Raw genomic sequence first — 12,696 nt, forward strand, 5'->3', positions numbered from 1 at the left:
CAAATAAGGCCGATCATATTGTAATCTTTTTAAATTTTAGGAGGCATTACCATGACATTAACAGGTAAAGTAAAATGGTTTAACAGCGAAAAAGGTTTCGGTTTCATCGAAGTTGCAGACGGTAACGACGTATTCGTTCACTTCTCAGCTATCACTGGCGACGGCTTCAAGTCTCTTGACGAAGGTCAAGAAGTTAGCTTCGAAGTTGAAGACGGTAACCGTGGACCTCAAGCTAAAAACGTTGTAAAGCTATAATTCAAACAATAAAAAGGTTGTTACCAGCTCGGTTAACAACCTTTTTAATATATAACTAAAATTTTTTACATAAAAGGAGTGGTTACATGTATCGCAATCGAAAGAACGATGTAGCAGAAGTACCACCAGAACAAACACCTGTTTGGGAATGTGAATCAGAGGATTGTTTAGGATGGATGAGAAAGAACTTTTCATTTGAAGAAGAACCTAAATGCCCTTTATGTAAAAGTAGCATGAAAAGCGGAGAACGTTTATTACCTAAGTTAGGTTAATTTTACTTAACCCCTCTTTTAATAAGAGGGGTTTTTTATTATATATTTAAGTCCTCTACATCTGTTCGCACTATAGAATATAACAATGCATCGTGTTGCTTATTTCCTTGATGAATATAGCCACGTAACAAACCTTCCTTTTGAAAACCTATTTTAGATAGCATTTTACAAGAAGTAACGTTTTCAGGATATGTAATAGCCCCAATTCTATATAAACCTAAATCTTGAAATCCATAATGAATGATTTCCCCAGCTGCTTCTGAAGCATACCCCTGCCCCCAATAACGCGGATGCAAATCATACCCTATTTCAGATCGTTTACTCCATAATTGTAAATTATTCAACCCAATTGTCCCAATTAAAGTGTTTGTTTCTTTTAACACAATCCCCCAACGTATTGCCTTTTTCTCAAAGTAATTTTTCGAAAAAGATTCAATCATACGTGAAGCTTGGCCAAATTCCGTAAAAGAATTCATACCGTAATAACATGTAACTTCATCCAATGAAAAGATTTCATATATTTTTTGACAATAAGATTGTTCTATTTCAACTAAACGCAAGCGCTCTGTTTCTAATATAGGAAATACCACAGGATCACTCCTTTCTCTCTACTAATTTATTATAGCAGAAAAAATATTCATAATTAGGCAAGTCCTCAATGTCCCACTAATCAAATATTTCTAATGACTCTTTTCCTTTTTATTCTATAACAAGTAAGAGTATACCTTCTTACTTGTTGATTACCGCCTTGGTCATATAATGTAATTTATATTTTGCTTATTTCGCTTTACATAATACTAATACCCCTCCAGATACATCCGTTCGCTCATTATAAGAATAATTTCTATTCTAAAACAACATACTAATTCATACATTCATGTTAAAATATAGAAAATATTCCATTCTATTATGGAGGTGTAAAAATTCTATGTATATATTCATCGGCTTAGCCCTCTTACTCATTTTGCTTATTTTTTTATTCGCAAAAAAATTCACACCAAACTCATTCATGATGACTAACTTTAAAGGAAATAGCTTTAAGACATTTTCAATTGGTATATTAATCGCTGCCACACTCTCTCTATCATATGGAATCTATCACGCAGCAACATATCAACCTAGTTATTTAGATATTAAATTACATAACCAAAACTACACCGTTTTCGGTAATATGGGCGAGTTCGGTTATTTCTCAGAGAACTTACCGAAAAAAGATGTAGAAGTTGAACTGTATTTCGCCTCTTGGGAAACACTACAGTTTAAAAATCCAGAAATATTCATAGATTATCCTTCAGGCAAACAAGAATTTTGGAGGGCAAGTATAGTATCAATATCCACAAATAAACTAAAAGAAAAACACAACATAAAAGAAATTTATCAACTCTCACCATACTCATTTAAAGAGTCTGGAAATATTACATTAACAATAAAAGAGAATAATGGAAGAACTAAAAAAGTTTCCATTCAAGTGAAATAAATAAAAAACTGTCCCTCCAGTAGACTGAAGGGACAGTTTTTACATATGTATTCTATATCATTATTTTAACTCTTCACTTAATGTAGTCATTATTTCTTTGGCCGTATGCTTCCCGTTTCCAATACATGCACCAATTCCAACACCGTAATATGAAGCGCCAGCTAAATATATATTAGGATATAGAGCAGTCAATTTTTCATTTAATGCTTGAACCGCTTGATTATGTTCTAAATGATATTTCGGCATTAAATCTTTCCAATTTGTAACTTCAACTACTTCTGGTTCGCCTTTAATTCCAAGACTCTTTTCAATATCATATAAAGCGACTCGTACTAATTCTTCTTCACTATAATTTTTGATCGTTTCATATATCGGATTGGTACTCTTATAAAACATTCTTACTAAAAGCTTTTGTGTACCCGATGTATGTTTCCACTTCTGGCTTGTCCATGTACAAGCATCACAATGTAAATCACTGTTTTCTGTTACGATAAACCCTGTACCGTCCGCCGGTAGTTGTTCATCTGGAATGTCAAAACCTAAATAAATACTAATAAGTGATGAATTTTTAAATTTATTAAAATGCTCGTTTAACTCATTAGATTGTAATAAAGTTTGTGCTATATCATGCGGAGCTGCTAAAACAACATAATCAGCTTGGATTGATTCCTGATTTGCAATAGAAATCTCATATTGATTTCCTCGTTTACTTACAGCCGTCGTTACAGCACCTTTTTTTATGACAGTTTCAGTTAACTTGTCTTCTAAGCGATTAATTATCGTAGATAGTCCACTTTTAAATGATACAAACTTTTTATTTCCTGCTGATTGAAATTGCTTTTTATTCTCTTCAAAACCTTTCATAATACTTCCATATTTATTTTTATAATCAAGTAAATACGGTAATGTTGATGCCATTGTAAGCTCATTCAATTTACCAGAATACACACCTGAAAGTACCGGCGCAATTTGTCTTTCCACTAACTCTTTTCCTAAAAAGCTTTCTAAAAATAGAGCAAGTGATGTATCTTTCGTAAACTCTTTATTTTTCGTTATGAAATCTTTTAAAGCAACAATTTTCCCTTTCGTTGAGACTAGCGTACTGCTAAACAACGACTCGACACTCATCGGAATACCAAATATACTGTCAGAAGGAATTGGGTGTAAAATATTATCAGAATATATGTATGAAATACCCGTTTCGTTATATACCATTTCTTCTTCTAAGTTTAAATCTTTTACAAGCGGCATAACATGTTCATTGCGAGCAACGATAGAATCCGCTCCTGATTCCATAATAAAATCCTGTTCTTCAACACTATGGATTTTACCACCTAAAGACTCTTCTTTCTCGACAAGGATTAAATGTAAATCGATATTATAATCCTTTTTTAATTTTTCTAAATAAAACATAGTAGAAAGTCCCGTTATACCTCCACCGATAACAACAACTGTTTTCATATGTGCTGCGCTCCTAACCGATACAATTAATCATTCTTTTATTATTATACCCAATACTCCTTACATTCGACTAGCGGCTTGCGCATTCTGTAAAAAATTTGACACTATATACGAATACATTTATATACATTTAATCCGTACATAACCATCATTGTAAATGAATATATAAAAAAGAACTATAACATTTACAAATCACGTCATAGCTCTCTCTATTTTAAAAACATAAAGTAATTGATCAGTTTGTCTATTTCTTGACTTAATGCCAGTACTTTTTCATGTTGAATTCCATAATCCGATACTAAATATAAAAGTTCTTCTTTTTTTATTTCAATTACCTTTTCCAATTTTACTAGTTCCATGTCGATTTACTTCTCTCCAAACATAAAATGTATGTTATTTAGTATAGCCTACTTACATAATTAGTAAAAGTAAAATACGTATGTAAAATCTTACATATTTGAAAAAACAATATACTACTAACAAAAAAAGAAACTTATATCCTCCCTTTTTACAGATTATTAAAATTCATTACGAATGAATAACATACCGGAATTGTTCTAAGGTTATACCTTTATATTCCGGAGCTCTCTTTATATGATCAAAATAACTATAAGAGAATTTGAAAACATGTCCAAAATCCCAATCAAATTCACTATAGTCCTTTAGCCAAAATTGATTTTCAGTTGGTAATACGTGAGCACGTTTAGATTCAATTAAAGGCAAATGATCTATAGGAGAATGTAGATTTATTTCAGTATTCAGCATAAGTTTTTTACTAGCACGCAGTACGTATACTAGTTTTAAAAGCGGACGTATCCCTCGTTGAAATACATCTTTATGTCCTAAATCATACATTATATTAATTGCGTGGGAAAAAGTAAGCATATGGCCAATTAAATCATGATGTGATTCTGCTCTATAAATAACCTTAAACTCCGATAGTTCATTTAAAATAAACTTAGATAATTGTTTTGGATTTCTTAATTCACTTTGTATCTCGTCATATATACTTAATTGTTTAACTTCTTTCGTCGTAAAACCAATCCACGATCTACCAGGAATTGTTTTTTGAAATGATAATATAAGATCAGTTATCCCTTCTATCGCTTGATTATTTCCCCATTTTTGTAGCTCTTTCATAGCTAATAAACTTAATGCCGCATAAATGACGTTATGCCCGACCCAATGAAGTTCATCAATTGTATATTCCAATGATTTTATTATCTTTTTTTCAGCACTTTGAAAATCAATTTCTTCTTTACTATCGATGATTTCATCTAAGTTTTTCTTGTTCAGCATCATTTTTGTATGAGAATGCATATTACGAGCTATCTCTTCTTCAATATTATTATCCTTCATGAAAAAATAACTAGCAATTGCAGCTGCCCCGTAATGTGCATGCCAAATATCCTTTGTTTGTTTTTTGCATTGAGAAATAATTGAAAGGCCGCCTTTTAACACACTTTTATTTTCCATTTTCTATCCCCCATAATAAAACTCACTTTATATTCATCCTAAAGATGGCGTTAATACAAATAAAATATGATTCGATTCATCACTTTTATTCAAAAATCGATGCTTCACGTTTGGTGGGATACGTACAACATCACCTTCTTCTAAAAAATATTCTTTTCCTTCTAATTCCACATACACTTCCCCTTTCATGACAACCGCAATCTCTTCCTTATCTTCATGTGAATAGTGACTTTCCGTTGTGTTTGCTTTTTTATTTAAATCCATCATTAACATTTCAATACGTGCTTTCATAAAATCAGGTGTTAATACATCATATACAATGTGATCATTATTTTCCCGATATACTTTTTTTCGATCTTTTTTCTTAGAAATGAGTGAGTCTGTATCAATATCATTAATAAAAAGTGTAAATAGCGGCACATTTAATGCTTTCGCAATTAATTCCAATACATTTAAAGAAGGATTAGCATGTCCTCTTTCAATTTGGCTAATCAGTGACGTGCTGATCCCTGCATACTCAGCAAACTCACGAATTGTCATATTATTTTTCTTACGATAACTTAAAACAGTTTGTCCAAGTCGATAGTGAATCAAAATAACTACTCCCTTTCGTCCATCATAATGTATGTTTCATTCCCTTTGTGCTGACTTACTAAACAAGGGCAAATAATCCTTTTCTATCGTCTCCGAGACTTATATACTTACCTTTGTGCATTATATCGCATTAAGTATATTATAATAAACATTCTATCGGAGGGACAGACTTTGAAATCATCTATTTTTTCATATTTCATCTTATTTTTCGGTGTATTCGCCTTATCAACTTCAGCAATTTTTGTGAAATTGGCAGATGCTCCTGCGGCAATTATTGCTTTTTATCGATTATTATTTGCTACAGTAATTCTGTTACCGTTATTACTATTTAATAAAAGGAATCGAAACGAACTAAAAACATTATCGAAAAAACAATGGGGATTCGGATTTCTATCCGGGCTATTTTTAGCTGCACATTATGTACTATGGTTTGAATCCTTACAATATACTTCCGTAGCAAGTTCTACAGTTATCGTAACGTTACAACCTTTATTTTCAATGATTGGTGGTTACTTTTTATTTAAAGAGAGATTTACGAAAGGAGCGGTTATCGGTTGCCTCATTGCCATTTCAGGAAGTATCGTCATCGGTTGGCAAGATTTCCAAATTAGTGGCGACGCTTTATACGGAGATATTTTAGCATTTATGGCGGCCGGCATTATTACAGCTTACTTTTTCATTAGTCAACACATTCGTAAAGATTTATCTCTTATACCATATTCGGTAATTAGTTATGGAAGTAGCGCATGCTTTCTCGGTATATTTGCTTATATGCAGCAACAATCTTTCATTCATTACGCTACACAAACTTGGTTGTCCTTTATTGGACTAGCTTTCATTGCAACGATTTTAGGACAAACGATATTCAATTGGTTATTAAAATGGATGAGCGCTACTGTTATTTCAATGAGTATTTTAGGTGAAACAATTGGTACTTGTGTTCTAGCATATTTTATTTTGAGTGAAACCATTACTTTACAACAAGCACTAGGAATTTCAATTATTTTCATTGGATTAACATTATTTTTATTACAACCGAAACTAGCGAATCGCAAATGACAATTAAAAAAGCATGACATTGATTTGTCATGCTTTTACATATTAATTATGTACAATTAAACCATCAGGTCTAAAACGACTCATCATAATTTCATTTATAAACTTTCCGTGAGCCTTTAAATTCCCTACCTTTACCCCTTCTACTACAAACCCAAATTTTTCATATAGATCTTTTGCTTTCGGATTCGTTTCTAATACACCAAGTTCTACTCTCTCTAACATTAACCAATTATCAGCTAAATCAAGCATTTTTGTAAGAAGTGCTTTGCCAATACCTTTATTATGATATTCACTGTCTACCCCAATAAATAAATCGCCTGAATGAGATCTTCGTCCCGGACTTTGTGTTAAGCCAATAAACCCTACTACTTCCCCGTCATACTCTGCAACAAATTCAAATTGATTTGGTGCTAAGTTTCGAATTCTATTTTCCATAGCGTCTACACGCATGCTAGGTAAGAAAACCATATAAGGTAAAACCTCATCCTGTATACATATACGATGAATTGCTCTAGCATCTTGTATTTCTACTGCTCGTATGTTGATTTCCATATTCCTCACCCTCCATATAAATAGAATTATTATCATTCTAGAAACCTATATTAAATCATTCCCCACCTGTATTTCTTTATGTTATTTCTACATAATTATTTTGGTATAACACTTAGTTTCCAAACACCTTATCCTAACAACCTAATAACCCTATACTTTAAATTTTCACCTTATTATATAGCTCAAGCAAATTCTCTATTGGAATACCATTTATTTTCATACCAGTTACATCACAATTTACTATTTCAATATTTTTCAGGTTACTATTATGCATTGTACTACCTTCCAAATCACAGTTTTCAAATGAAAGAGGTTCCTTCTCATCTCCAAGACTTGTATTTTTGAATTGCACTCCACCTAATGTCACCAAATTAAATGTACTACTAGAAAGATTTAAATCTGCATATGAAGACCTTCTAAAGTTTATATTCCTAAACTTTGATTGACTTACATTACAATTACTCATATTCATATGCATTATATTACTACCAACAAATGCACTATTTTTTAAATTTACTTGATAATATTCTGTATGAACCAAATTACAGTTTTCGTATTGACCATTTTTCATATCTTTATTTTTAATTAGGTTCTCTTCACCTGCACCTACATTTTTTCTTTTTACATAGCAATACTCATCTTCAGATTTAAAAATGATTTCATAGCCCATTTTTTTATAAAAATGATGATTATTAACTTGTCTACTAGATGTTTCAAGATCCCAAATCCTTATGTTCGGAAATTTTTCTTCTATTAACTTAATAATCCTTGATCCAATTCCTTTTCCTTGAAGAAAAGGCTCTACAAAAATACGATCGATTCTTCCGTACGATTTACCAGAGATCGTAACTATAATTCCCCCGATTATTTTTTCATCCATTATCACTTTGTAAGAATCCAATTCTTCAATTGAATATTTCATCATTTCAACTGAAGAATATCCTGGCGGTTGAATGTTATAATCAATTACATCATATTGGCCGCATAACCACCGCTTCGCTTCTTCGTCAAATGTTCTTTTCATTATTTCTGTTAACTTTTCAGCATCTAAAATTGTAGCTTTTTCTATAGATATTATTGTCATTTTTGTGTTCCCCTTCATTGTTACAATCTCATAACTTTTGTAATCTATATAGTTATAAAATAAAGAAAATTAAAATCAATCACTCTCTTTACTATTAAACTACAAATCAACCTATATTTTCCACTGTTACTTAGTATGAATGAATAAAAAGAAGAGAACATGTAATATACACATGTTCTCTTCTTTTTATTTTACGCTTATTCATTTTCAATTTTATATAATTAAAAATTTGATATTACTTAAAGCCATTCGTTACATGTATTAACTAGTTCCTGTAAATCCTCTATAAAACGACTCGCATGATATCCATCACAAACCGCATGATGTACTTGCAATGAAAAAGGTAGCATTACCTTGCTTCCATCATTGAAATATTTTCCGCAAGTTATAATTGGTAATAGAAAATCACCATCATTATTAATATTTAAATTAAATCCTGTAAAACTAGTCCAAGGTATCCCAGAAATCGGATAAACATTTGGCGGAATATTTTCTTTCGGGAAGAGACCATGAACATTAGCAAAACATTTCATATCCTCTTCATAGTTTTTATAGAAAATGTGGAAATCACTAGAATAATCCGTCCATATACTTGAAAAAGATTTATCACCTTTATGAAAGATTGTATAACTAGGTATCATTTCCTCCCAATACCCTAAAACTCCTTCATCATTAAAACATGTTCGAAATTCTTTATGTTTATTTATCATTCTAGAAATTATATAAATAAAAGTCGGATAAAATTTTATTTCCTTTTGATGTATTTTCTCTAGCATCATCGTAATATCAACATTCGCTGTCATACTAAACGAACACTTTAATTTTAAATAATGTTCAAAATACTGCTCTCTATTCCAATTTTCTCTGTCAATTACATGAAACTTCATTTCATTAGCCTCCTAAAATTTCATTTTTATTTTAGAAGGCTAATTTCCTTGTTTTCACCACACTTGTTCACTCCTTATAGTTTACATTTATACTCACGTTTTTATTTAATTATATAACATTTGCAAAAATCCATTCACATATTTCTTGCAATCCATCCACATACTATTAATAATGTGAAACTTTAATCAGTGGGGGGCAGTTGATCCCCCACCTAACCTTCTTTGTTTTTGCCGAATTTTGAGGTGGAGGTCTTACTGCCCGTTAATGCGGGATAAATCAAATGACGTTTGGAGGATTCAAACATGCATGATAAAAATGAAAATAAAAAAGTAAATGTTATCGAAAACACTACATCTATTCACAATAATAATACTGCAAATCTAACTAGCGAAGAACAAGCAATGAACGGCTTATACGGAATGCCCGAAACAACCATTGAAGATGCTGATCACGCTGTAACTGATGATTTGACTTCAAAAAATTAATGAACTACATAGAAAAAAGCCAAGGAAAATATCCTCGGCTTTTTTAACTATGCATCCACTTTTTGTATTTCTTCACTCTTTTTTGAAAGTTTCCCTGGCCAAAAAGCAAAGCGACCTAAAACAACTGTAATTGCCGGTACAAGTAACGGTCTTACAATAAACGTATCAAGTAAAACTCCAATTGCCGTCACAATACCAAATTGAACTAAAACTTGAATTGGTAACGTACCTAACACCGCAAAAGTTCCTGCTAAAATTAAACCTGCGGATGTAATGACACTTCCTGTTTGTATAACACCATTTTTTACTGCATCCAAGTGATTTTGTGTCTTTCTGTTTTTCCATATTTCTGAAACCATAAAGATATTATAATCTTCACCTAAAGCAACTAAAAATACGAATGCGTATAGCGGTATCGCCCCTTGTATTGCCGGCGCTCCCATACCAAAGTGAAGTAATATCCATCCTGCTCCTAATGCAGAGAAGAATGATAAAACAACTGTTACTATTAAATAAATCATCGCTACAATTGATCGTAAGTAGACAAGTAATAGTAAAGCTATTATACTAATCATTACTGGAATAATAACTGCTTCATCACGTTCCGTAATTTGTTTTGTGTCATATAGTGACGCTGTTTCTCCACCAATCCACAATTGACCTTCAACATCATTAATCCCCGCATCTTTTAATACTTTTTCTACACTATTTTTCAATTTAGGGATTTGATCTAGCGCTTCAATTGCGTACGGATTTTCCGCTAAAGAAACTTCATACATTTGTATTTGTTTATTTTCTTTTCCCTCTTTTGGCTCTTTCACTGTATTTACAAAAGAAAATTTCTCTATCTCTTGTTTAATAGGAAGCTCTTTTCCTTTCGTATTAACAACAACTTTTACTGGCGCTAGTTCTCCAGCTGAAAAATGATCACTAATTAACGTAAACCCTTCACGTGAAGGCATATCCTTCGGAAACGATTCTAAAAGGTCATATGTGTATTGAATACGTGGTACGAATGAAGCTAATCCACCTAATACAAACATAGTTAGCATAATTATTGTCCACGGTCTTCGTACGACAATATCTCCAAGTTTATTACTAAAGGAGCCTTTTGATTTTTTAACTTCTATTACTTTCTGTTTCTTTCTTGCAAACTCCTCATTCATCGCAGTTGTTCTTGGTATAAACGGGAAGAATGCAACTCTGCCGAAAATTAATAAAAATGCAGGAAGAATTGTTAAAGCAGCAACCCCCATTATGAATACAGCAACACTAAATGGTACTGCAAATCGATGAAAGGCGCCGTAATGAGCAAGTAATAATGTTCCTAATCCAAGTACGACAGTTAATGCACTCATTATAATTGCCCCGCCAGATGCTTTAATCGCAAGTTGCAGCGCTTTATATTTACTTTCTTCTTCTAACAAGTACTCTCTATATCTTGAAATTAAAAATAGACAATAGTCTGTACCCGCGCCAAACAATAATACGGTCATGATTGATATCGCTTGGGCATCTACTTTAATCCACCCATGATCAGCTAAAAAACCAAGTGTAGGACTAATAATACCGTATGCAAAGCCAACAACAAGTAAAGGTAAAATTGCTAAAATTGGTGAACGGTAAAGTAAAATTAATAAAACCAATACTAATAGTACAGTAGCGACTAATAATTTCACATCAGCTTGACTAAATAAACTAACCGCATCTGTTTGAATACCTACAGGGCCAGATAATCGAACATGTAAACCAGAGTCCGTTATTTTTTGTTTAAATGGATCAACATCCACCTTACTATTCACCAGTTTTCTTACATCTTCAAGATTTCCCTTTAATATATCCGTACCAGCTGATTTATTAAAGAATATCGATGTGACAAATGATGTACCATCTTTTGATGCACTTTTTGATAATACTTGCTCTGGAATTGTATCAAATGGTGGTAACATTGATTGTTCTTTTAAAGGGCTAGCTTTTAACTCTTTATAAACGTCCTGTATAAGTTTATAGTCTTTTGACTGTAATCCACCATCTCTATGCCATACTACTAACAACGGATTTCCTGCATTATTAGGAAACTCTTTTTTCATAAGTTCTTCCGCTTGCTGTGACATAGCTGTTTCAGGTAAATTTTTCGGATTCGGTTCTTTCGTACTATTTACTTGTGGCAACGTAAATGAAAGTACTAATGTAATAAGGATCCAAACCGATAAAGTTATCCATTGCGTATTCTTCCCTGCTACAATCCTCCCTAACATATGTAACGGGTGCTTTTTCATAAAAACCCACCTTCCTTTTTTCCTACAATATTAATTATATATACTGGTCAGTTAATTAATCAAGAAAGATTAAAAATTATGTTATAATTATCTCAATAATAAATGTCAGGAGCGAATGTATTTGGAACAAAAACAACGTCCTCTCGGAAGACCTCGTCAAAATAAAAATACAAAATCTACAAAAGAAATAATTTTAGAAGTTGCAACTCGATTATTTCTTACTCAAAATTATCAAGTCGTTTCTATGGATGAGGTCGCGAAAGAATGCGGTGTTACGAAAGCAACCGTCTACTATTACTATTCTACAAAAGCTGATTTATTTACCGCTACTATGATTCAAATGATGATACGTATAAGAGAGATTATGGATCAAATACTTTCCACGAATAAAACTTTGGAAGAAAGGTTGTTAGACTTCGCTACAGTATACTTACACGCAACGATGGATATTGACATGAAGAACTTTATGAAAGATGCAAAACACTCTTTATCTGAAGAGCAGTTGAAAGAATTAAAAAATGCCGAAGATAACATGTATGAAGTGTTGGAAACAGCACTTCATAACGCGATGCAACTTGGAGAAATAAGTAAAGGCAATCCTAAATTTGCTGCCCATGCTTTCGTATCTTTATTATCAATTGGGAATTTTAAGGATGAAAATCACAATCCTATTCTTGCAAATATAGATGAATTAGCACAAGAAATCGTTTCTTTTTATTGGAACGGGTTAGGTCATTCGTATTAAATAGATTTCCTTTAATAAAAGAGCATATTTGAATTTTTCTCAAACATGCTCTTTTATCAATTACGTGTT

At 32.1% G+C, this 12,696-nt stretch carries 15 protein-coding genes; 6 read left to right on the top strand and 9 right to left on the bottom strand.

Annotated features, from left to right (window positions below; translation table 11 throughout):
- The first annotated feature begins 51 nt into the window (after positions 1–51).
- Complete coding sequence (gene cspD / locus JDS95_RS24485; protein WP_000176365.1) at positions 52–255, top strand: cold-shock protein CspD; 204 nt, start codon at positions 52–54, stop codon at positions 253–255.
- Positions 256–341: 86 nt separating this feature from the next.
- Positions 342–527: a cold-shock protein gene (locus tag JDS95_RS24490; protein WP_000286203.1), complete on the top strand. Its 186-nt coding sequence runs from the start codon at positions 342–344 to the stop codon at positions 525–527.
- A 38-nt stretch (positions 528–565) separates the two neighbouring features.
- Here JDS95_RS24490 and JDS95_RS24495 read toward each other — a convergent pair whose 3' ends face one another.
- On the bottom strand, positions 566–1,117 hold the full coding sequence (locus tag JDS95_RS24495; protein ID WP_000231762.1) for a GNAT family N-acetyltransferase: 552 nt from the start codon (positions 1,115–1,117) through the stop codon (positions 566–568).
- A gap of 338 nt (positions 1,118–1,455) precedes the next feature.
- On the opposite strand from JDS95_RS24495, the gene JDS95_RS24500 reads away from it, so the two are divergent.
- Positions 1,456–2,004: a hypothetical protein gene (locus JDS95_RS24500; RefSeq protein ID WP_000275221.1), complete on the top strand. Its 549-nt coding sequence runs from the start codon at positions 1,456–1,458 to the stop codon at positions 2,002–2,004.
- A gap of 60 nt (positions 2,005–2,064) precedes the next feature.
- Here JDS95_RS24500 and JDS95_RS24505 read toward each other — a convergent pair whose 3' ends face one another.
- The 4 genes from JDS95_RS24505 to JDS95_RS24520 form a co-directional block, all read right to left on the bottom strand.
- A complete protein-coding gene (locus tag JDS95_RS24505; protein ID WP_199690843.1) occupies positions 2,065–3,465 on the bottom strand; it encodes a protoporphyrinogen oxidase in 1,401 nt (466 codons plus the stop codon).
- A 209-nt stretch (positions 3,466–3,674) separates the two neighbouring features.
- Positions 3,675–3,824 carry an aspartyl-phosphate phosphatase Spo0E family protein gene (locus tag JDS95_RS24510; RefSeq protein WP_000424361.1) on the bottom strand — a complete coding sequence of 50 codons (150 nt, stop codon included), beginning with the start codon at positions 3,822–3,824 and terminating at the stop codon, positions 3,675–3,677.
- A gap of 169 nt (positions 3,825–3,993) precedes the next feature.
- On the bottom strand, positions 3,994–4,941 hold the full coding sequence (locus JDS95_RS24515; RefSeq protein WP_085450792.1) for a hypothetical protein: 948 nt from the start codon (positions 4,939–4,941) through the stop codon (positions 3,994–3,996).
- A 33-nt stretch (positions 4,942–4,974) separates the two neighbouring features.
- Positions 4,975–5,535 carry a helix-turn-helix domain-containing protein gene (locus JDS95_RS24520; protein ID WP_000582249.1) on the bottom strand — a complete coding sequence of 187 codons (561 nt, stop codon included), beginning with the start codon at positions 5,533–5,535 and terminating at the stop codon, positions 4,975–4,977.
- A 171-nt stretch (positions 5,536–5,706) separates the two neighbouring features.
- On the opposite strand from JDS95_RS24520, the gene JDS95_RS24525 reads away from it, so the two are divergent.
- Complete coding sequence (locus tag JDS95_RS24525; RefSeq protein ID WP_000842527.1) at positions 5,707–6,594, top strand: DMT family transporter; 888 nt, start codon at positions 5,707–5,709, stop codon at positions 6,592–6,594.
- Between the two features lie 42 nt (positions 6,595–6,636).
- Here the strand turns inward: JDS95_RS24525 and JDS95_RS24530 are convergent, their stop codons facing one another.
- From JDS95_RS24530 to catA, 3 genes are all read right to left on the bottom strand, one after another.
- A complete protein-coding gene (locus JDS95_RS24530; protein ID WP_000405100.1) occupies positions 6,637–7,146 on the bottom strand; it encodes a GNAT family N-acetyltransferase in 510 nt (169 codons plus the stop codon).
- Between the two features lie 157 nt (positions 7,147–7,303).
- Positions 7,304–8,248 (bottom strand): GNAT family N-acetyltransferase, encoded by a 945-nt coding sequence (locus tag JDS95_RS24535; protein ID WP_002043377.1) that lies wholly within the window; start codon positions 8,246–8,248, stop codon positions 7,304–7,306.
- A gap of 221 nt (positions 8,249–8,469) precedes the next feature.
- Positions 8,470–9,117, bottom strand: a complete 648-nt coding sequence (gene catA, locus JDS95_RS24540) for a type A chloramphenicol O-acetyltransferase (RefSeq protein WP_000668560.1) — start codon at positions 9,115–9,117, stop codon at positions 8,470–8,472.
- Positions 9,118–9,420: 303 nt separating this feature from the next.
- On the opposite strand from catA, the gene JDS95_RS24545 reads away from it, so the two are divergent.
- Positions 9,421–9,603: a DUF4021 domain-containing protein gene (locus JDS95_RS24545; protein WP_000543745.1), complete on the top strand. Its 183-nt coding sequence runs from the start codon at positions 9,421–9,423 to the stop codon at positions 9,601–9,603.
- A 47-nt stretch (positions 9,604–9,650) separates the two neighbouring features.
- Here the strand turns inward: JDS95_RS24545 and JDS95_RS24550 are convergent, their stop codons facing one another.
- The gene (locus JDS95_RS24550) at positions 9,651–11,882 is read right to left on the bottom strand and encodes an MMPL family transporter (protein WP_000716534.1); all 2,232 of its coding nucleotides are present in this window, start codon (positions 11,880–11,882) and stop codon (positions 9,651–9,653) included.
- A 121-nt stretch (positions 11,883–12,003) separates the two neighbouring features.
- Between JDS95_RS24550 and JDS95_RS24555 the strand changes: the two genes are divergently transcribed.
- Positions 12,004–12,627, top strand: coding sequence for a TetR/AcrR family transcriptional regulator (locus JDS95_RS24555; RefSeq protein WP_000435999.1), 624 nt, complete (start codon positions 12,004–12,006; stop codon positions 12,625–12,627).
- Positions 12,628–12,696: the final 69 nt, after the last annotated feature.

It is taken from the genome of Bacillus cereus group sp. N24 (genome assembly GCF_016483345.1).
GTDB lineage: Bacteria > Bacillota > Bacilli > Bacillales > Bacillaceae_G > Bacillus_A > Bacillus_A toyonensis.